The organism is Mesorhizobium sp. M2D.F.Ca.ET.226.01.1.1, from assembly GCF_004022705.2.
In the GTDB taxonomy this organism is placed as follows: Bacteria; Pseudomonadota; Alphaproteobacteria; order Rhizobiales; family Rhizobiaceae; genus Mesorhizobium.
The window spans coordinates 39,672-58,818 of sequence record NZ_RZOY02000003.1; the positions used below are offsets into that span (position 1 = coordinate 39,672).

General features: G+C 63.5%; 19 protein-coding genes. 13 read left to right on the forward strand and 6 right to left on the reverse strand.

What is annotated here, in order from left to right:
• Positions 1-34 precede the first annotated feature (34 nt).
• Complete coding sequence (locus tag EN869_RS07605; RefSeq protein WP_127225941.1) at positions 35-973, reverse strand: diacylglycerol kinase family protein; 939 nt, start codon at positions 971-973, stop codon at positions 35-37.
• Between the two features lie 846 nt (positions 974-1,819).
• Between EN869_RS07605 and EN869_RS07610 the strand changes: the two genes are divergently transcribed.
• The gene (locus EN869_RS07610; protein ID WP_127225940.1) at positions 1,820-2,335 is read left to right on the forward strand and encodes a hypothetical protein; all 516 of its coding nucleotides are present in this window, start codon (positions 1,820-1,822) and stop codon (positions 2,333-2,335) included.
• Positions 2,336-2,437: 102 nt separating this feature from the next.
• Positions 2,438-3,016 (forward strand): DUF2314 domain-containing protein, encoded by a 579-nt coding sequence (locus tag EN869_RS07615; RefSeq protein WP_245489387.1) that lies wholly within the window; start codon positions 2,438-2,440, stop codon positions 3,014-3,016.
• Positions 3,017-3,019: 3 nt separating this feature from the next.
• On the opposite strand, the gene EN869_RS07620 is transcribed toward EN869_RS07615, so the two are convergent.
• Together EN869_RS07620 and EN869_RS07625 are read right to left on the reverse strand one after the other, a co-directional pair.
• Positions 3,020-3,991 carry a DUF3137 domain-containing protein gene (locus EN869_RS07620; protein ID WP_127225939.1) on the reverse strand — a complete coding sequence of 324 codons (972 nt, stop codon included), beginning with the start codon at positions 3,989-3,991 and terminating at the stop codon, positions 3,020-3,022.
• An 80-nt stretch (positions 3,992-4,071) separates the two neighbouring features.
• A complete protein-coding gene (locus EN869_RS07625) occupies positions 4,072-5,115 on the reverse strand; it encodes a CapA family protein (protein WP_127225938.1) in 1,044 nt (347 codons plus the stop codon).
• A gap of 151 nt (positions 5,116-5,266) precedes the next feature.
• Here EN869_RS07625 and EN869_RS07630 point away from each other — a divergent pair, with 151 nt between their 5' ends.
• The 8 genes from EN869_RS07630 (at position 5,267) to EN869_RS07665 (ending at position 13,956) form a co-directional block, all read left to right on the forward strand.
• Complete coding sequence (locus tag EN869_RS07630) at positions 5,267-6,523, forward strand: hypothetical protein (RefSeq protein WP_127225937.1); 1,257 nt, start codon at positions 5,267-5,269, stop codon at positions 6,521-6,523.
• A 305-nt stretch (positions 6,524-6,828) separates the two neighbouring features.
• Positions 6,829-9,924 carry an excinuclease ABC subunit UvrB gene (uvrB, locus tag EN869_RS07635; RefSeq protein ID WP_127225936.1) on the forward strand — a complete coding sequence of 1,032 codons (3,096 nt, stop codon included), beginning with the start codon at positions 6,829-6,831 and terminating at the stop codon, positions 9,922-9,924.
• A gap of 43 nt (positions 9,925-9,967) precedes the next feature.
• A complete protein-coding gene (locus EN869_RS07640) occupies positions 9,968-10,303 on the forward strand; it encodes a hypothetical protein (RefSeq protein WP_127225935.1) in 336 nt (111 codons plus the stop codon).
• 285 nt (positions 10,304-10,588) lie between these two features.
• Complete coding sequence (locus EN869_RS07645; protein WP_127225934.1) at positions 10,589-12,115, forward strand: ABC-F family ATP-binding cassette domain-containing protein; 1,527 nt, start codon at positions 10,589-10,591, stop codon at positions 12,113-12,115.
• A gap of 132 nt (positions 12,116-12,247) precedes the next feature.
• The gene (locus EN869_RS07650; protein WP_127225933.1) at positions 12,248-12,637 is read left to right on the forward strand and encodes a nuclear transport factor 2 family protein; all 390 of its coding nucleotides are present in this window, start codon (positions 12,248-12,250) and stop codon (positions 12,635-12,637) included.
• A gap of 90 nt (positions 12,638-12,727) precedes the next feature.
• Positions 12,728-12,910, forward strand: coding sequence for a hypothetical protein (locus EN869_RS07655; protein ID WP_095817313.1), 183 nt, complete (start codon positions 12,728-12,730; stop codon positions 12,908-12,910).
• Positions 12,911-13,082: 172 nt separating this feature from the next.
• Complete coding sequence (locus tag EN869_RS07660) at positions 13,083-13,499, forward strand: glyoxalase/bleomycin resistance/extradiol dioxygenase family protein (RefSeq protein ID WP_127225932.1); 417 nt, start codon at positions 13,083-13,085, stop codon at positions 13,497-13,499.
• Between the two features lie 103 nt (positions 13,500-13,602).
• A complete protein-coding gene (locus EN869_RS07665) occupies positions 13,603-13,956 on the forward strand; it encodes a DUF1428 family protein (protein WP_127225931.1) in 354 nt (117 codons plus the stop codon).
• A gap of 282 nt (positions 13,957-14,238) precedes the next feature.
• On the opposite strand, the gene EN869_RS07670 is transcribed toward EN869_RS07665, so the two are convergent.
• Positions 14,239-15,873 carry a sulfotransferase gene (locus tag EN869_RS07670; RefSeq protein ID WP_127225930.1) on the reverse strand — a complete coding sequence of 545 codons (1,635 nt, stop codon included), beginning with the start codon at positions 15,871-15,873 and terminating at the stop codon, positions 14,239-14,241.
• 532 nt (positions 15,874-16,405) lie between these two features.
• Here EN869_RS07670 and EN869_RS07675 point away from each other — a divergent pair.
• The 3 genes from EN869_RS07675 (at position 16,406) to EN869_RS07685 (ending at position 17,694) form a co-directional block, all read left to right on the forward strand.
• Positions 16,406-16,618 (forward strand): cold-shock protein, encoded by a 213-nt coding sequence (locus EN869_RS07675; RefSeq protein WP_006202520.1) that lies wholly within the window; start codon positions 16,406-16,408, stop codon positions 16,616-16,618.
• Positions 16,619-16,854: 236 nt separating this feature from the next.
• On the forward strand, positions 16,855-17,067 hold the full coding sequence (locus tag EN869_RS07680; protein ID WP_006202521.1) for a cold-shock protein: 213 nt from the start codon (positions 16,855-16,857) through the stop codon (positions 17,065-17,067).
• A gap of 216 nt (positions 17,068-17,283) precedes the next feature.
• The gene (locus EN869_RS07685; protein WP_127225929.1) at positions 17,284-17,694 is read left to right on the forward strand and encodes a BA14K family protein; all 411 of its coding nucleotides are present in this window, start codon (positions 17,284-17,286) and stop codon (positions 17,692-17,694) included.
• Between the two features lie 220 nt (positions 17,695-17,914).
• On the opposite strand, the gene EN869_RS07690 is transcribed toward EN869_RS07685, so the two are convergent.
• Both EN869_RS07690 and EN869_RS07695 read right to left on the reverse strand, forming a co-directional pair.
• Positions 17,915-18,556: an MBL fold metallo-hydrolase gene (locus EN869_RS07690; protein WP_127225928.1), complete on the reverse strand. Its 642-nt coding sequence runs from the start codon at positions 18,554-18,556 to the stop codon at positions 17,915-17,917.
• A gap of 164 nt (positions 18,557-18,720) precedes the next feature.
• Positions 18,721-19,029: a hypothetical protein gene (locus EN869_RS07695; protein ID WP_095817307.1), complete on the reverse strand. Its 309-nt coding sequence runs from the start codon at positions 19,027-19,029 to the stop codon at positions 18,721-18,723.
• Positions 19,030-19,147 lie beyond the last annotated feature (118 nt).

The window sequence follows — 19,147 nt, forward strand, 5'->3', positions numbered from 1 at the left end:
CTTACCAGCTGAATCAAGCCCTCAGCCAGTTGATTCAACCTCTCAAGGTCAGCGCGCCGGGCAGGATCTCGAAAGTCGCCGGAATCCGTCCCGGCGATTCGCCGTCTATGTCGACCAGCGCGCTGTTCTTCTCGACATCACCCAACGGCTCGACCAGCACCTTGCGGCCGCGCAGGATGGTGATCGCCGGATGGTCGCGGTGCCGGCCGCCATAGAGCAGGCGAATGTCCCTTATCAGGCCGAGCTTGCCGGCGGCGCGCAGGATGACGATGTCGAACTGGCCGTCGGCGAGCTCGGCGTCCGGCGCGATCATCATGCCGCCGCCGAAGAATTTTCCGTTGGCGACCGCCACCAGCGCCATGCGCGCCTCGATCGGCTCGCCATCGTCGATGGTGATCCTGACGTCCTGGAAACGGTAGCGGATGAACTCCAGCACCGTGCGCCAAAAGAACAGCGCCTTGGCCGAGATCCTGCCCTTGCGCTTGTCGGCATTGACGGCGCGATCCGTCGCGCCGGACAGACCGATGCCGGCGACGTTGATGAAATGGCGGCTGGCCAGCGCGCCGTGGTCGTCAATGTAGCAGATCCGGCCGGCATCGATCTTCCGGCTCTCGGTATCGGCGATCCGCTTCAGCGTGGCGTCTATGCCGCGCGGCAAATTGAGCCCGCGTGCGAAGTCGATGCCGGTGCCGCAGGGCAGAAGTCCAAGCGCACTTTCCTGGCCGGTCTCATGCTGCGCCTGCAGCAACCCGTCCGCCACCTCGCTGGCGGTGCCGTCGCCGCCCGCCGCAATCACCAGATCGCATCCGCCGGCGGCGAGGTCGATCGCCAGCCGCTCCGCGTCGCCGCTGGTTTGCGTCTCGCGCAGGTCGAAGTCGCCGAAATGCCTGTTGAGTGACGCCGCCACCTCCGTCCAGCGCCGCTTGAGCTTGCCGCCGCCGGCTATCGGATTGAGAACCACCCCGACCTTCAAGCTGACCTCCCCCGAGGCAAGTCGCGCAAAAATGCGCGGCGAAGTCCCGCTGGCGCCCAACGTCTTTGCCAGCCCAAACTTCTTTGCCGGCCCAAACTCTTTTGCCGACATTGAAACGCGGACCGGGCGGCGGGGCAAGGCTCCGGCATCCAAAGGTCGCCAAAAAAGGCGGGGCAGGCTGTCTAAGCGGTTCGGCAGTCGAATTCCGGGGCTTTTGCCAGTGGTCCCCGATAATCCCGCTATCCACAGGGCCGCCGACATTCCCTGAACCGCTTACCCGGCGTACATTCAACCCATCTCAGGCGGCTACCGAACGCCCCAGCCGAAAGGCAAAAGCGCAAGGCGGATTTCCTGAGGCCCGTACGGCCCGGAACGAAAGCAGGTTCGCCTGCTGGAGGGAAGGATGCCGAGACCTACGGGTGCCGCGGAAAGCGTGCCAACGCCGACGGCGGACCGATGCTGCCATGAAGGCCGGGAAAAACCTTCGATGGCACGCTGGGCGAAGCCCGCAAGGGTGGAGATCGGCGTGGTCTGGAACGGGCGCTGCCTTCGGGTGGCGACTGGCAGGACCGTCAAAATCAAGGCTGGCCTGGCGCGACGACTTTACGGAAGTTGCTGCCTTGACTGGTTCCTGATCTGACAGGGAGGCGCTGGGAGAAATCCCAGCGCCGACTGTCTTTTTGGGACGGCCAGGCCTGCCTGAGGCATTTCGGTCACAGTCGCCGCCTAAGCAACCTTCGGAAACGTCCCGTCATCCACATTTCACAATCGCGGCCAAATCCCGCCTTGTTCGGCATTGATTGATGCAAGTGCGGAACGGGTAGCGATTTTCGAAGGGACAAGACCGTGATCAAGACCGCCCTTGTCGCCATGACCATCGTCGGCTGCGACTGCGACGCGAAGCTCTGCGAATATATCGGCGAGACGCCGGCCAAATGGGCGACGATCGCCGACTGCGAAGCGGCGATGAAGAGCCAGATGCTGCACCAGCGCAATTTCAACTATCCGCTGGTTTCCGGCATCTGCCGCGTCAAAGGCTCGGCTTCTTCTTCCGAGCTGGCGGCGAAAGCTTCGAAGCCCGATCTGAAGCCCACCAACCGCGTCGTCGAAACCATCGCCCCGCTGCCGCCCGAGCTCGACCATCGCCCGAGCGTTCCGGTGGGCGCAACGGTGACCGCCAGCGAGACAGAGGCCGCGAAGCCCGTCGCCTTCGATGGATCGGTCGATGGCGGCCGCGCCATGCTTTACCGCAGCAAGGCCGGCTATGCCGTGGTCAAGACCGACCTCAGTCGCGCCGCCGGCGCGACGGTGGACGCGGCAAAGCGCTCGGCAAGCTGGCTGGCCGGCCTGACCGGTCTGTAAGCCAATCTAAGGTTTGATTTTCAGGGTCGCCCAGGATTTGTCGATCAGCGGCTGTTCTGTGGCATCGTCGAACGGTCGGCGCGGACCGATCAGCCTGACCCCTTGGCACTGGCGGCGGCGCGAGCTGCGGCTGCGATTGACAAGCCGACGCATTGCGGGAGGATAATGGGCAGGAAATCAATCGCCTTGGGGGGCTTCATGATCTTTGCCATTCGCATCGCATTGTGCCTGTTTCTGGCATTCATCCCGTTGCAGGCACGGGCGCAAGGCGACGACAAGACGGTGATGATCGCCTCCGATGACGCCGAGATGGCCGCCGCGATCGCTAAGGCGCGGTCCAGCCTGGACGAATTCCTGGCTTTGTCCGACGCTCCGCCGCCGGGAACCGACAAGTACAAGCTGAAGGTGATGATCATCGACGGAGACGCGAGGGAGCACTTCTGGGTCATCCCGTTCAAGCGGACCGCCACGGGCTTCGTCGGCATATTGGCCAACGAGCCGGAACTCGTCCACAACGTGGTCCTCGGCCAGAACATCGAATTCACCCGGGACGATATTTCCGATTGGGGTTACACCAGGGACGGCCATCAGGTCGGCAGCTTCACCGTCTGCGTGATGTTCAAGAAGATGTCTAAGGAAGAGGCCGACCACGTGCGCGCCGCATATGGCTTCGATTGTTGAGCATTATTCAGCCGCTTCGTCTCTCGCCCCGATCTTGCGCACCAGCGCCGCCGTCGCCAGCATGGCGCCGAGATCGGTGATCATCGGCGCGACATGCATGTTGTAGTCGATCGGCTGCGTAATATCCGGCAGCTCGAAGAAGTTCTTCGACCGCGGCATCAACAGAAAGCCGTCGCTGCCGCTGAGCGCTACCCGCGCCTGGTCGTAGGGCCATGTCTCACGCAGCCAGGCCAGTGCCTGCGCCGTCCGGCCGGTGACCAGCGGCTGCGCCGCCTCGACATTGTCGGTGCGGAATTCATAGGTGGCATCCAAGTCTTCGACGCCGGATGACAGCTCCTGCATCTTCGAGGCGAACATGCCGCGAAAGAAGTGCGTCACCTTACCGGCCTTGCGCGCCGCAACCAGCGTTCCCGGGAACGGCTCGATGGTCTCGAAGGCGACGATGACGCCCTTGAAGGCAACCGTCTCGCTCTTGCCCGAGCCTTCCCAGAGCTTCGCCTCGTAAAGCTCGAACGGAAAATCCTCATAGCGTCCCGAAATGATGTCGTCGAAGCTCTGCCGGCTGAAGGCGCCGACCGTTTCGCGCGGCATCCTGTCGAAGGAGTTCGGCCGCACGCCGTGCTGGTAGCGCACGTCGCGCACGAAGCCGAAGATCATCGGCAGCAGCGTGTCGCGGAAAGATTGCTGCAGCTGCGTCGCCGGCCACAGCGCCCGGAAATAGACCAGCATCGCGGCGACCATGCCGCCCAGATAGAGAAAGACATGCGGCGTCGAGAGCCATTGTTCGTGGGGATCCGCGGCGGCGTTGAACAGCCAGGCCACGAGCGCGACGAAGACGACGGCAAGGCCGACGAACACGGGCACCCGCCAGCGCACCTGTCGCTGGGCTGACGCCCGTTTTGCCTCATAGTCCTCGATGCCGCGCCTGATGCCCGCGATGACCGCTGCGCTCGGCATGAAATCCGCTGCTTCCATGGCCACCCCCGGCCGCCGCTGAGATGGGCTATGATAACGGCTTTCGCGCGAAAGTCGCCTGCACCGGCGGCAATCGGCGGCTAGTTCCCTGAAATCGGGAAAATCGCCTCCAGCCGGGCCGCAAACCGCTGCTTGAGCACGCCGTCGAGCGCCTCCGCCGCCGCCAGCCGCTCATGACTGCCCGCTCGCAGCCGCATGAAGAAATGCATCCTGTAGGCGGCGATGGCGCCGCGCGTGGCGGGATCGGCGCTGAGGTCGACAACGAATATCGAGCCGATGCGCGCCGGCCATGGCAGCCTGGCCAAGGCCGTGCCGAGGAAATCGCCGAGCCCATAGGCGACGAGGCTGTCGCCGACCCGTTCGACGGGCTGCACGACATGGGCGTGATGCCCGACGATCAGCCCGGCGCCCGTATCCGCCAGCCGCCTCGCCACCGCCAGCGTCGCCGGCCTCGGAAAATGCCGAAACTCCCAATCCCAATGCGGCACCGCGCAGGTGAGGTCGATATCGGAAGCAGCCTCGCGCGGCCAATCGGCGGCACACATGGAGATGCGTTCCTCAAAGGGCGCGGCGGCGGTGTTGCGCCAGAACGTGAAGGCAGCAAAACCGATCGTCAGCGATCCGGCGGCATGGCGCCGGACAGGTCCGCCGGCAACCGTGCCGATGGTGCGAATTCCAAGCCGGTCGAGCGCCGCGACCGTCTCCTCGAAACCGACGATCCCCTGATCGAGCACATGGTTGTTGGCCAAGGACAGCACGAGCCTGTCGCGCGCGATGCCGGCGGCAGCAAGCGCGTCCGCGAGAAAGCGCTCGCTCATCGCATGGTGTGTGCCGAGCCAAGTGCCAACCAGCGCGCGCGGACGTTCAACGATCGGGCTTTCGCAATTGCCGACCACGAGGTCGGCGGAGGAGAGCAGCGCGGCGATCGCCGGATCACACTCCGGTGCATCGCGGTTGGCGACCGCCGAAATGTCGCCGACGAACGCCAGCCGCACCGTCCGCATCGGCGGCGGATCGATCAACGTCGCCGCCGGCGCCTCAAAAGCGCTTCGGTCGCCACTAAGCGACGGTCTCAGCAGGCGCGGCAGCCAGGACAGCTTGTAGGAAAGCGGATAATTCGACACGGGCACGTCCAGTTTCGCCCTCTGTAGACCGTCTGCCCGGCCGGTTGAAGCCGGGCGCCGTTGCGAAAGTGCGCTCGCCGGTCGGCACGGACTGGGAGGGACGCCTTGAGCCAAATATGTGTATGCTCGCGACATGACGCAGTGGAGGGCGATGACGATGCGTAGAGCGATCCTTGTAGCAGCCTTGTTTGCATTTCTGCCTGCGTCCTTCGCCTGGGCGGAGATGCCGGAAGCAGCCAAGACAATGTTCGAGGCCAGGAGCGTGAGCGAACGCAACGCGGCGCTGTCGACGCTGGAGACGGCAGCAGCCAAGGACCCGGCATCGGCCTATGCCGCCGGCGCCGGCGAATTCTTCACCGCCCTGGAGCTGCTGGCCGGCGGTCTGCATCGCCACGGTTTCGAAAGCCCGAAATCCTTCATGCTGCCACTGATGCAGTTGCCTGTGCCGGACAACCCCAACCCGCAACCGCTGACCTACGATGAGTTCCGTGCCATCCTCGTCGCCTTCCGCGACCGGCTGGAAAAATCCGCCGCAACGCTGGATTCCGTGCCGAACGATGCCGAGATCGGCATGGTGATCGACCTTACCCGCGTCGGCATCGATCTCAACGAGGATGGCAATATAGCGCCCGACGAGAGCATCGCCGCGATCATGGCCTCGCTCGCCCACGGCAGCATCGACACCAGCAACACCGCGCCTTCGCTGACCTTCCGCTTCGACCGCGCCGACGGTTTTTGGCTGCAAGGCTATGCCGAGTTCTTGATGGCGCAGGCCGATTTCTGGCTGGCGCATGATTTCAGGGCCATGTTCGACGGCTCCTTCCACATGCTGTTCCCGCGCGCCAAGCTGCCCTTGCAGGATGCGCTGGTGCCGCCGGATGGCGGCATGAGCGGCAACATCTTCACCTCGGAATGGCGCTTCGCCGACTTCGTCTCGCTGGTGCATCTCGTCAACTGGCCGGTGGTCGAGCCGGAGCGCAGGCAGGCCGCGCGCCGCCATCTGCTGGAGATGATCCGGCTGTCGCGCGAGGACTGGAAAGCGATCCTGGCCGAGACCGACAATGACCGCGAGTGGCTGCCGGGCCCGCAGCAGAAAGGCTCCAATCCCCTCACCGGCCTGGAGGTCGGCCAGGAGCAGGTGACCGCCTGGCTCGCCACACTGACCATGGCCGAGGACCTTCTCGAAGGCCGCGTGCTGCTGCCGCATTTCCGCATCACCGGCAAGGGCATCAACATGAAACGTTTCTTCGATGAGCCGAAACCCTTCGACCTCGTCCTGTCGATCACCGGCCCCGGCATCGCGCCTTATCTCGAAAGCGGCAGGATCCTCACCAGCGACGATTTCGGCCAGATCCGGCGCGAGTTCGGCGGCGCCGGCTTTTTCACGTTCGCGCTATGGTTCAATTGAGTCCTGGGTTCCTCGCTCCATGAAATGGGGGAGAGGTGGCTCGGCGAAGCCGACACGGGAGCACCGATTCGGGCGGCGAAAGTGCCTCGAAGAGAAGGGCTTCCGCCTTGCAAATCCCCCCTCTCCGTCCGCTCCGCGGACACCTCTCCCCGCCTCTGGCGGGGCGAGGAACCTGGTCGGCGTTAGCCTCTCCCACCGGATCATGACGCCTCTCCTGACAGCCTTCTGTCAGCAGCGTCCGCGCTCGCGCAGCGCCTATTCACTCGCCCCTTTCCATTTCGGCCGAGTCCACCCATATTCGCCCCATGGCCAGACATCCTGACAAGAAGACGCCTTCGCAAGACGGCGCGCCGAAGCGGCGCAGCCCGCTGACCGACTTCCTCGATGCCGCCGAGCCGCTGAATCCCGGCGGCTTCGCCGAAGCGCCGCAGGCTGACTTCACCGGCGCGCCGCTGACCGGCTCGATCTCGGATTGGGCCGGACAGATCGAGCGCGAGGCGGAAAAGCGGCCGAAGGCGAAAGCCCCGAAGAAGATCCCCGAACGCTCGTCGGCACCCGGACGCACCGCGCGAGGCACCTCGATGGGCGGCGCGGCGTCGGCGAAGGAGCGCGCGGCCGCCGGCCTCAACCCGGTCGCCGGCCTCGACATCAGCTTGGAGGATGCCGAGCAGGTTTCGTCGAGCGGCGTCACCGCGACCGTCGCGGCGCTATCGGCGCTGATCGAATCCGGCAACCCGCTGCACAAGGACGGCCAGCTCTGGACGCCGCACCGTCCGGCCCGTCCGGAAAAGTCGGAAGGCGGCATCGCCATCAAGATGGTGTCGGATTTCGAGCCCGCCGGCGACCAGCCGACCGCGATCAAGGACCTCGTCGAAGGCGTCGAGCGGAACGACCGGACCCAGGTGCTGCTCGGCGTCACCGGCTCGGGCAAGACCTTTACCATGGCCAAGGTGATCGAGGAGACGCAGCGCCCCGCCTTGATCCTGGCGCCCAACAAGACGCTGGCCGCGCAGCTCTACGCCGAGTTCAAAAAATTCTTCCCCGAGAACGCAGTCGAGTATTTCGTCTCCTACTATGACTATTACCAGCCGGAAGCCTACGTCCCCCGGACCGACACCTATATCGAGAAGGAATCCTCGATCAACGAGCAGATCGACCGCATGCGCCACTCGGCGACGCGCTCGCTGCTCGAGCGCGACGACGTCATCATCGTCGCCTCGGTCTCCTGCATCTACGGTATCGGTTCGGTCGAGACCTATACGGCGATGACCTTCCAGATGCAGGTCGGCGACCGGCTCGACCAGCGCTCGCTGCTCGCCGACCTCGTCGCCCAGCAATACAAACGCCAGGACGTCAACTTCGTGCGCGGCTCGTTCCGGGTGCGCGGGGATACGATCGAGATCTTTCCGGCCCACCTGGAAGACCGGGCGTGGCGCATCTCGATGTTCGGAGACGAGATCGAGGCGATCACCGAATTCGACCCGCTCACCGGCCAGAAGACCGGCGAGCTGAAGAGCGTCAAGATCTACGCCAACTCGCACTATGTGACGCCGCGCCCGACCTTGAATCAAGCCATCAAGTCGATCAAGGAAGAGCTCAAGCATCGCCTGCAAGAGCTTGAAAAGGCTGGCCGTCTGCTCGAGGCGCAGCGCCTGGAGCAGCGCACCCTCTTCGACCTGGAGATGCTGGAGGCGACCGGTTCCTGCGCCGGCATCGAGAACTATTCGCGCTATCTCACCGGACGTCAGCCGGGCGAGCCGCCGCCGACCTTGTTCGAATATGTGCCGGACAATGCGCTGATTTTCATCGACGAGAGCCATGTCACCGTGCCGCAGATCGGCGGCATGTATCGCGGCGACTTCCGCCGCAAGGCGACGCTGGCGGAGTACGGCTTCCGCCTGCCCTCCTGCATGGACAACCGGCCGCTGCGCTTCGAGGAATGGGATGCCATGCGCCCGCTCTCCGTTGCGGTTTCGGCGACGCCAGGCGCCTGGGAGCTGGAGCAGTCCGGCGGCGTGTTTGCCGAGCAGGTCATCCGCCCGACCGGGCTGATCGATCCGCCGGTCGAGGTGCGCCCGGCCAAGAGCCAGGTCGACGACGTCGTCGGCGAGATCCGCGATACGACCCGGGCCGGCTACCGCACGCTGGTCACGGTTCTCACCAAGCGCATGGCCGAGGATCTCACCGAATATCTGCATGAGAACGGCATCCGCGTCCGCTACATGCACTCCGACATCGACACGCTGGAGCGCATCGAGATCCTGCGCGACTTGCGCCTCGGCGCCTTCGACGTGCTGGTCGGCATCAACCTACTGCGCGAGGGCCTCGACATCCCCGAATGCGGCTTCGTCGCCATTCTCGACGCCGACAAGGAAGGCTTCCTGCGTTCCGAAACCTCGCTGATCCAGACCATCGGCCGCGCCGCCCGCAACGTCGACGGCAAGGTCATCCTCTATGCCGACCAGATCACCGGATCGATGGAGCGGGCGATGGCGGAGACCAACCGCCGTCGCGAGAAGCAGATGGAGTGGAACGCCGCCAACGGCATCACGCCGGAATCGGTCAAGTCGCGCATCGCCGACATTCTCGATTCCGTCTACGAGAAGGACCACGTGCGCGCCGACATCTCGCAGTTCACCGACGACGCCGGCGCCATGATCGGCAACAATCTGAAAACCCATCTCGAGGCGCTCGACAAGCAGATGCGCGACGCAGCCGCCGATCTCGACTTCGAGAAGGCGGCCCGCATCCGCGACGAGATCAAGCGGCTGCGCGAGATGGAGCTTGCCATCTCCGACGACCCGCTGGCACGGGAGGTGGAAAACCAAAGTCCGGCGTCAGGCCGCGAAAAGGGCAAGCACAACAAGGGCGTGGCCAGGCATCGGACGGCCGAGGAGCAGGAGCGCTTCCGCAGGCTCGACGAAGCCCGCGCCGCCGAAGAGGCGGCCAGGGCTGCCCGGCCCAACCTCTTCCGTAAGCCGCATCTCGACGAGATGGGCGCCGACGGCGCGGTGCCGGTGAAGAAGCCGCTCTTCGCCAAGCCGTCGATCGATGACGTGGGTCCCGGCACAGACATGGCGACACCGGCAGGCGCGGTGTCACGCTCGCTGTTCAAGAAGCAGACGGCACAGGAAGCGCATGGCTCCGATTTCGGCATTCCCGGCGATCGCACCAAGCCGTTGTTCAGGAAAAACTCGCTCGACGAGATGACGGTGCGTCGGACGGAAAAACCCGTCGAAGGAAAAGTGCCGGCGAAGCCAAAGCCGGTTTCTCCCACGCCGGAAGGGCGCGACGACAAACCAATCGTTCGCCAACATTCGGGCATCGGTTCCTACGAGGACCCGGCCAACGAACGCCGCCAAAAGCGTCGACCGGGCAAGACCGGACGGCCGGGGCAGTAACACGCTGTTGCAGATATATTCGAACGGCATCTAGACTGGCCAGATGGTCGTTGTTCGCAGACTTCAGGAAGACGAATTCAAAGCCTGTTTCGCAGAGCCTATCCAGGACGTTACTTCCACCGCGGAGGCAGCTGTCGACATTTGGCCATATGTCGAGGCGCTGGACTTGGATGAAATCCGTCTGCCCTATTTGAACGACGTCCACTATGTTTATCGGGACGCGTTAAGCCGGTTCGATCAGGTTTTGATCGGCACCGGTCGCTTCAACATGCTTTTGGTCATCGTCGTCGATCTCGGCAAAGTGGCGGTGTTCGGGCATTTCCTATTGGACTTGAACAAAGAGTACGAAGTGAGCGGTGGCCATTTGAGGTCCGTTTGACCTGCAGCCTGCCGCCCCCTTGCCACGGGCCCCTCCCCCGGTGTACCCAATCTCCCAACTCGAACATCTGGAAAGGAGGGCTGCGTGTTTATCGATCACCATCGTCAGCGTGGCCCGATTTGCGCCCTGCGAGCTTGCTTGCAGGGCTGACCGGACGGTCCGGGTTTTTCCCGTCTCGATTTTTGGTCTGCCCCTTCGTGGTGCCGCTGAGCCTGGCCTGATGGCCTGCCGGCGCGCCGTCAAAGTGCATCAGCCGGACTTTCCGGCAAGACCAGAGAAATCGACATGGCCTTGATCAGCCTCAAATCCCTCGGCGTCATCATGAGTGCGCCGCTCTTCTCCAACCTCGACCTTACCATCGCCGCCGGCGACCGGCTCGGCATCGTCGCGGCCAATGGCCGGGGCAAATCCACACTTCTCAAATGTCTGGCGGGTGCGTTCGAACCCACCGCGGGCGACATCACCCGCTCGCGCGGCCTGCTCGTCGGCCATGTCGCGCAATCCGTTCCCGACGCTCTGCTCGATCGCAGCTTCCATGACGTCGTCGCTGATGCCTTGCCGGCCGAGCAGCGCGACAGCGAGGTCTGGCGCATCGACGTGGTGCTGGATTCGCTCGACGTGCCGGAAGACATGCGCAGCCGGCCGATGCGCGGCTTGAGCGGCGGCTGGCAGCGGCTGGCGCTGGTCGCCCGCGTCTGGGTCACCGATCCGGACGTACTCCTGCTCGACGAGCCGACCAATCATCTCGACCTGGCCAAGATCGGCCAGTTGGAAAGCTGGCTCAACGCGCTGCCGCGCGAGGTGCCGGTGATCGTCGCCAGCCACGATCGCGCCTTCCTCGACGCTGTCACCAATCGCACGCTGTTCCTGCGCCCTGAACAATCGCCGGTGTTCGCATTGCCCTACTCGCGCGCCAGGCAGGCGCTCGACGAACTCGATGCCTCCATGGCGCGCAAGTTCGAGCGCGACATGAAGATTGCTCAGCAGCTGCGAAAGCAGGCCGCCAAGCTCAACAACATCGGCATCAATTCCGGCAGTGACCTTTTGACGGTGAAAACCAAGCAGCTCAAGGAGCGGGCGGAGAAGCTGGAAGATGCCGCCGTCGCGGCGCATCGCGAGCGCTCGGCCGGCGCGATCAGGCTCGCAAACCGCGGCACCCACGCCAAGGTGCTGATTACGCTGGAGGACGCCACAGTCGAAACGCCCGACGGCGCGCTGCTGTTCAAGACCGGTAAGCGCCATATCTGCCAGGACGATCGCATCGTGCTGCTTGGCCGCAATGGCGTCGGCAAGACGCGCTTCATCGCCATGATCCGCAACGCCATCGCCGAACCAGGCTCTGCCGCGAACATCAAGGTGACGCCGTCGACCGTGCCCGGCTACAGCGATCAGGCGCTGTCGGGTATCGATGGCAGCGACACGCCGCTGGCGATGATCTCGCGCCGCTTTGAGGTCGGCGAGCAGCGCGCCCGCTCGCTGCTGGCCGGTGCCGGTGTCGCGATCGAGATGCAGGAGCGGAAGATCGGCCTTCTGTCCGGCGGGCAGAAGTCGAGGCTGATGATGCTGGTGCTCAGGCTCGTCCATCCCAATTTCTATCTGCTCGACGAACCGACCAACCATCTCGACATCGACGGCCAGGAAGCGCTGGAGGAGGAACTGCTGAAGCATGAGGCGAGCTGCCTACTCGCCTCGCACGACCGCTCCTTCATCCGCGCGGTCGGCAACCGCTTCTGGCTGATCGAGAAGCGGCGGCTGACCGAGGTCGATGACCCGGAGGCGTTCTTCCGCGAAGTGGCCGAAACGCCCAGCTGAGAGACGCTCCATCCGCCGGGCCGGCATTTGAAGTAACGCCGGCCCGGCAAATAGTGTTCTCGGCCCGACATTACTTTTCGATCTGCTAAAAAAGGAGCATGCTGAGCTGTTTAGCCATGGAGGGAATGGGCCATGCGTGCAGTGGAAATCGTCAGCAATCTCTACAAGGCCTATGCGGACCGCGACATCGAGGGGGCGCTGTCGCGGTGTTCCGAGGATGTCGTGTTCCGCTGGATCGCCGATCCCCGGCAATCCCGTCACGCCGGCACCGCACATGGCAAGCAGGAATTCCTCTCCAGGCTGCTGGCGCTCGACGACGACTTCGAATATCGGCACTTCGTCCCGGTCGACATCGTCGATGGCGGCGACAAGGTCGCCGCGAAGGTCGAAATCCACATGACACGCCGCGCCACCGGTCAGGAGTTCGTCATGCGCACCGCCAATTTCTGGACGGTTCGCGACGGCCAGATCGTCGAGATGGTGGAATATTACGACACCGCTCTGGCTGCATCGGTGTTCTAAAAAAATCAGGCGATCTGTCGGATCGTCGATTGCCGCCTCGTCCTTGGGATGCCGACACGATGATGCCGGCATCAACCAGGGAGAACAATCATGTCGGTACTGTCGTCCATCGGCCGCCTCGCCAACCGCTATGCCGAGGCGCGCGCTCGTCACCGCAGCGAGCGCATCCTGCTCTCGCTGCCTGCGGAGCTGCGCAAGGACATCGGCTTTCCGGAGATATTCGAAACGCGCGAAAGCCGCCGCGACACCACCTTCTCGGCGAAGGTCATATAAAATGATGCTTTCAACGCGATTGTCTTGCGGCCGCGCGGCTGCAAGGCAAGGCGCCTAAGCGGCTGCAAGGCAAGGCGCCTAAAAAGAATTTCTGGAGGCGTGTAGGATCGCCGCCGGTTCGTCCGTCCTTGGGCCGCAAGCTAGGTCAAACCCCGTGAAGAGGAACACGAATATGAACGATCAGACCCCGCCCCGCGCCAAGGTTCTCGGCGGATTGACGCCCTACCTTCAGGTCGACGGCGCCATCAAGGCCGCCGAATTCTACAAGAAGGCTTTTGGCGCGGAGGAAGTGTTCGCCTATCCGCCGGACGACAAGGGCCGCACGATGCACATCCATCTCTACGTCAACGGCTCGACGCTGATGCTGGGCGACGCCTATCCGGAACACGGCCACCCGCATCAGGCGGCCCAAGGCTATACTCTGCAGCTCCATCTCGGCAGCGACGACATCGATGCCTGGTGGCAGCGCGCGGTCGATGCCGGCTGCGAGATCGTCACCCCGCTGCAGGTGATGTTCTGGGGCGACCGCTGGGGCCAGGTGAAGGATCCCTTCGGCATCGCCTGGGCGATGAACGCGCCGGTGAACTGAATTTCCTAGCGAGCAGGCGTCGCCTAGATGGATGACGCGCTCACCCCGCTCCGGGTCGTTCCCCCGCCGACCCGGAGCTCGTTTTCAGCAACGGAGTTGAGTCATGTCCTATGTCGATGGTTTCGTGATTGCCGTGCCGAAGGCAAATCTCGATGACTACAAGAAGCTGGCCAACACCGCAGGCCCGATATGGATGGAGCACCGCGCGCTCTCCTATGTCGAATGCGTCGGCGACGACGTGCCCTTTGGTGAGCTGACATCGTTTCCGCGCGCCGTGCAGGCCAAGGACGACGAGATCGTCATCTTCGCCTGGGTCGTTTACCAGTCCAGACAGAGCCGCGACGCCGTCATGGCCAAGGTGATGGCCGATGAGCGTCTCAAGATGGACTGGTCTGCCATGCCGTTCGACGGCAAGCGCATGATCTTCGGCGGATTCCAGCCATTTATCGAGCTTTGAGGAACTGACGGAACGCCAGCTTGGTTGGCCGCAATCCCTTGCGATTGGCCGATACGCCCGTCAGGTCGTCATCCAAGGGCGGAGCAAGGGGGAAAGCGACGCGGCGCAGACCCGAGGATCCATTCCGCTACCTATGAGCGTTGCAGCGGTGCAGAACTATCTCTGTTCTTGCGCCGCCTTTGCCCTTCGCGCGAAGTCACGAAATGGATCCTCGGGTCTGCGCGTCCGCTTCGCCCGTGGATGACGAAGTTCGGGCGCTTCGACCAATCGGCGAACGGCGTGTTAGGCCAGCTTGTCCAGCAACGGCTTCAGCCTGTCCCCATAGCGCTTCCACAGATCGACCGAACCATGATACATCGGCTGGCGCACCTGCGCCGCCGATGCCGTGCGGACCGGCCGGTCCGTCTCGTGGAACGACAGCACCTTGTCGTCCCAGGGCAGGCCGAGATGGGCCATCAGCGCCCGTGTCTGCCCTTCCTGGTCGGCGACGAAATCCTCATAGCGCACGTCGTGCACGACGCCCGGCAGCACCTTGTGCCAATGCGCCATGATGTCGGTGTAGAGGTTATGGAAATCGGCGAGCTCGCCGAGATCGTAGCCGTAACGGTGGCTGTCGCCGCGGAAATGCACCTTGAAGATCGACAGGCAGGTGGCCGCCGCATCGCGAGCGCAATGCACGATCCTGGCTTTCGGCAGCATCATGTGCAGGAAGCCGACCAGCATGAAGTTGCCCGGCATCTTGTCGGTGACATGGCGGAAGCCCGGATAGCGGTCATGCAGGGTGTCGAGATAGGCCTGCCCGGCTTCGGCGAACGCCTTGTCCGGCATATCGAGGATCCCGCTCGGGAATCCACCCGGCATGCTCATCGGAAACTGCTTGCCGACCGCAGTCTTCAGGATGCTCAACTCGCCTGCGCCATAGACTTGCGGATGGCTGGCGATGATCTGCTCGACCAGCGTGGTGCCGGAGCGCGGCATGCCGACGACGAAGATCGGGGTATCGTCGGAAATATCGCTCGTCGGGTGCTTGCCGAAGAAGGGCTTGTCGAAGACCGCCTTCATCGCCTCGAACTCGTCGCGCGTGCGGACCGGATCGTAGTCGATTCCCTGGCGGCGGATGGCGTTGCCCTCGGCGAAATAGTCGAACGCGCGGCCATAGTCCTTGAGGTCGTCATTGACCTTGCCGAGACCGAAGGAAAGCTGCATGCGCGCCAGGCTGCCCAGCGGCGCCTTGGCATGCTCGGCTTCCATGCCGGCAAGCTCCTTGTCGCGCTCGGTCTGGCGCTTGACCTGGGTCAAAAGCAGCCAGGCCTTGGCCATGCCGGGAACAACCGCCACTGCCTGCCGGGCAAGATCGGCAGCCTCGCCGAGCTTGCCCTTCTCCATCATGGCCACGCCCAGGCTATAGAGCAGCTCGGCATCCTTCGGCCGGATCGACAAGGACTCGCGGAACAGCGCGATCGCTTCATCCAGCCGCCCGGCTTCCTGCAGCGTTTCCGCAAGCCCGATGCGGGCGCGGACATGGAACGGGTTGCGGCCGATCGTGCCGCGATAGATGTCCTCGGCGGCGTCGAACTGCCCGAGCTGCTTCAGCGACGAACCGAGATTGTCGCGCGCCGCCAGCTGGTCCGGCCGGATGTCCACCGCGCCGCGGAAGAAATCGACCGCGGCGGCGACACGACCGAGGTCGCGCATGACCGTGCCCATATTGTTGAGGAAGTCGGCATTCCTAGGCTGCAGCGTCACCGACTGCTCGATGAGATCGAGCCCCTCCTCGCTGCGACCCGTCTGGTGCAGCAGCAATCCGAGGAAATGCAACGCGGCGGCATGGTTCGGCTGCTGCCCCAGGACCTGCCGATAGAGCGCCTCGGCTTCCTGACGGCGTCCGGCCTGGTGCAGCTGCAGCGCGCGCTGCACATAGGGATCGAGCGGGCTGGCCGTTCCTGGCTTGCCACTCGCGTTTGCCGCTCTTCTTTGATCTCTGTTAATGGGAAACCTGCCGTGTTTGTTGGTCCGCCGGACCTAAGCCATGCGGGCTGGAGATTCAAGGCTAAGCAACACCACGCGCGTTGCGGTGTCCAGACCCGCAACCGTCGATCGGCAGCCTCACTCTGGCCCATGCTTGGCCCTTCTCTGGCCGATGACCCGTGCCGGCACGAGGTCTATCGAGGCGCCTGCGTTGGACGCGCCGCGGGCCGCCCGCGACCGTCGTCTTGCAACCATCACGTTTCCGTGTAATAAATTTCCCCGTTCGGGCATTTGCGACCCGGAGAGCGGAACGTTTTGGACGACCTTTCCCCGATAAGTGTGAATCTCTGACAGCCCCGTTTTTCGGCGGGGGGTTTGACCATGCGCGAATGCATGACTGCCGAAGCAACCACCGGGATTTGCCCAAGGCGCGAGGCAGCGGGCAAACCACAAGACTGACACGGGTGAAGGAGTTTCCCCAATGGCCCAGACCGGTACCGTAAAGTTCTTCAACGCCACCAAAGGCTTCGGCTTCATCACGCCGGATGGCGGCGCCAAGGACGTGTTCGTCCACATTTCCGCGATCGAGGCATCTGGCCTGCGTACGCTGGTCGACGGCCAGAAGGTCACCTTCGACGTCGAGCCGGACCGCATGGGCAAAGGCCCGAAGGCGGTCAACCTGCGCGCCGCCTGATCGGCGCAGCCGCCTGTCCTTGCGGATGCAACGATGCGGCAGGATCATAAACGGGCTTTTGGACAGGCTCGAAATTGCGAAGGCGCGACCGAACCGTCGCGCCTTTTTCGCGCGCAAATCCTTGGATCGGCAGGCGAAAACTTTCTCTTGCCGATAGCGCTAAAATAAAGGACAAATTTCCTCTCGGGCAATTTGCCGGCCCGAGACTTGACTTTATGGGATCAAAGGAGTTTCCCATGCCGCAGACCGGCACCGTCAAATTCTTCAACCATGCCAAGGGCTTCGGCTTCATCACGCCCGACGATGGCGCGAAGGATGTCTTCGTCCACATTTCGGCTGTGCAGGCGTCGGGCCTTCCCGGTCTTGAGGATGGGCAGAAAGTGACATTCGACACCGAGCCGGACAAGCGCGGCAAGGGTCCGAAGGCCGTCAATCTGTCGATCGGCTAAGCCGGCTCAGGACGGATCCGACGGAGGCTTTTCAGGCGGGACCGCTCCCGCCCGGAATGGGTTGTGCCCGGACTTTCGAAAAACAGCCGGCCTCGAAAAAATCGATTGCGCTGATTTCCGTTCAGCCTCCGTTCAGCCACGGTCTTCTATTAACTTTTGCTAAAGCCGGCTCGCATCCCCTGAAAAATGCGCGGGCCGGCGCGAAGGAGACCGAAAATGAACCGTTTTCTCAAGACCGCCGTCCTGACCGCGGGCATCGCCGCGACCACTTTGGCCACCTTCTCGGCGGCCAATGCCGATGACTGGCGCTGGCACCATCATCACCATCATGGCGGCGACGCCCTCGCCGCCGGCGTTGTCGGCCTCGCGGCCGGCGCCCTGATCGGCAGCGCGCTCAGCAACCCCGGGCCGCGCTATTACGAACCGGCTTATGGGGACGACTACTATGTCGACCAGCCGGTGCGCCGCTACTATGTGCAGCCGCGCGTCGTCTATGCCGACCGCTATGCCGAGCCGTGGACCCGGGCCTGGTACGAATATTGCTCGGATCGCTATCGCACCTTCAATTCGCGGACCGGCACCTTCACGGGCAGCGACGGCGACCAGCATTTCTGCGTCGCCAATTAATATTTAGGTTCCCTGCCCTAAGCAAAGCGCCGCCTCAAGCGGCGCTTTTTGTTTCTGGCCTGGCCACTCGCCACTGGGCAGGTTGTGCTGATTCAGATCAGGCCGAGTCGAGAGCGGTAGGTTCCGAGAACCGGAGCGGAGCGTACTTTTAGGTACGTGAGCACCGGAAGCGCAGGAAACTGCCGCTCGCAGGCCGTCATCACCTGAATATCAGCATAACCTAGGTCAAGAACGGATTGCTCCGCCGCTCGTCGCCGAAGCGGCTACCTGGGCCATGGCCGCAGATGAAGCCGATATCGTCGCCAAGCGGCAGCAGCTTCTTCTTGATAGAAGCGATCAGCGCGGCGTGATCGCCGCCGGGCAGGTCCGTGCGCCCGACCGAGCCGCGAAACAGCACGTCACCGACATGCGCGAACTTGGCCGCGCGGTTGTAGTAGACGACATGGCCCGGCGCATGCCCCGGGCAATGCAGCACTTCGAACACGTGATTGCCGAAGGACACCGTCTCGCCTTCGGTAAGGAAGCGGTCCGGCACGCAATTGCGCACTGGATCGGTGAGGCCGAAACGCTTGGCCTGGTTCTCGAGATTGGCAAGCAGCGGCTTGTCGGCCTCGTGCGGGCCGATGATGTCGATGCCGAGCGCCTCCTTCAGCTCCATCGCGCCGCCGGCATGGTCGATATGGCCATGCGTGATCCAGATCGCGCCGGCTTTGATCGCATTGTCCTTCAGCGCCTTGAGCACCTGGTCGACATCGCCGCCGGGATCGACGACGACGCCGGTTTTGTCGTCCATGTCGAACAGGATGGTGCAATTCTGCTGGAAGGGCGTGACCGGCACGATACCGGCGTTGAGCTGACCCATGGCTTTCCTTTCTCGAGCAATTCCAGGAAAAGTCTGAACCGCTCCGGTTATCGCCCTGATGTAGACAGGCGGGCAAACGCCGTCCACTGCCGGCCAGCGCAAATATCCAGGAAACGAAAATGGGCGGCCGAAGCCGCCCATCGGAAAACCAGAAGCGAGAGGCCTTACTTCTTCATCGCGTTCATGACCGCGCCGATGATGCCGGTCAGGATGGCCCCGCCGCCGACGCCGCCGAGAAGGTTCTTCAGGTCGAGCGCGCTGCCGATGCCGCCCGCCGCTGCCGCTGCGTCGACTCCACCACCACCCAGCAGACTGCCAAGGATGGCCGCACCGCCGACGCCGCCGATCGCGCCGCTGAGGATTTTGGTAAGCTGGCCCATCGCCGCCTGCTTCAGCGCCGCGCCAACCGCCTGGCCACCGATGACGCCGGCAATTACTTGTACAACGATCTGAATAATCGTGTTGCTGTCCATGTAACTAGTCCCTCCATAGCCGCCAGCCTCCTCGGGCCGACGCCACATGAGACGCCGAATTGTTCGAAAGTCAAATGCACAAAAGCTTAAATAAAAAGGGCGGCTGCAAAACCGCCCC

Bases quoted from the DNA above. Each gene is read 5' to 3' on its own strand.
- EN869_RS07645 (WP_127225934.1), top strand. From the start codon at position 10,589: ATGGCCTTGATCAGCCTCAAATCCCTCGGCGTCATCATGAGTGCGCCG.
- EN869_RS07695 (WP_095817307.1), bottom strand. From the start codon at position 19,029: ATGGACAGCAACACGATTATTCAGATCGTTGTACAAGTAATTGCCGGC.
- EN869_RS07650 (WP_127225933.1), top strand. From the start codon at position 12,248: ATGCGTGCAGTGGAAATCGTCAGCAATCTCTACAAGGCCTATGCGGAC.
- EN869_RS07620 (WP_127225939.1), bottom strand. From the start codon at position 3,991: ATGGAAGCAGCGGATTTCATGCCGAGCGCAGCGGTCATCGCGGGCATC.
- EN869_RS07660 (WP_127225932.1), top strand. From the start codon at position 13,083: ATGAACGATCAGACCCCGCCCCGCGCCAAGGTTCTCGGCGGATTGACG.
- EN869_RS07680 (WP_006202521.1), top strand. From the start codon at position 16,855: ATGCCGCAGACCGGCACCGTCAAATTCTTCAACCATGCCAAGGGCTTC.
- EN869_RS07675 (WP_006202520.1), top strand. From the start codon at position 16,406: ATGGCCCAGACCGGTACCGTAAAGTTCTTCAACGCCACCAAAGGCTTC.
- EN869_RS07655 (WP_095817313.1), top strand. From the start codon at position 12,728: ATGTCGGTACTGTCGTCCATCGGCCGCCTCGCCAACCGCTATGCCGAG.
- uvrB (WP_127225936.1), top strand. From the start codon at position 6,829: ATGGCCAGACATCCTGACAAGAAGACGCCTTCGCAAGACGGCGCGCCG.
- EN869_RS07685 (WP_127225929.1), top strand. From the start codon at position 17,284: ATGAACCGTTTTCTCAAGACCGCCGTCCTGACCGCGGGCATCGCCGCG.
- EN869_RS07665 (WP_127225931.1), top strand. From the start codon at position 13,603: ATGTCCTATGTCGATGGTTTCGTGATTGCCGTGCCGAAGGCAAATCTC.
- EN869_RS07640 (WP_127225935.1), top strand. From the start codon at position 9,968: ATGGTCGTTGTTCGCAGACTTCAGGAAGACGAATTCAAAGCCTGTTTC.
- EN869_RS07630 (WP_127225937.1), top strand. From the start codon at position 5,267: ATGACGATGCGTAGAGCGATCCTTGTAGCAGCCTTGTTTGCATTTCTG.
- EN869_RS07690 (WP_127225928.1), bottom strand. From the start codon at position 18,556: ATGGGTCAGCTCAACGCCGGTATCGTGCCGGTCACGCCCTTCCAGCAG.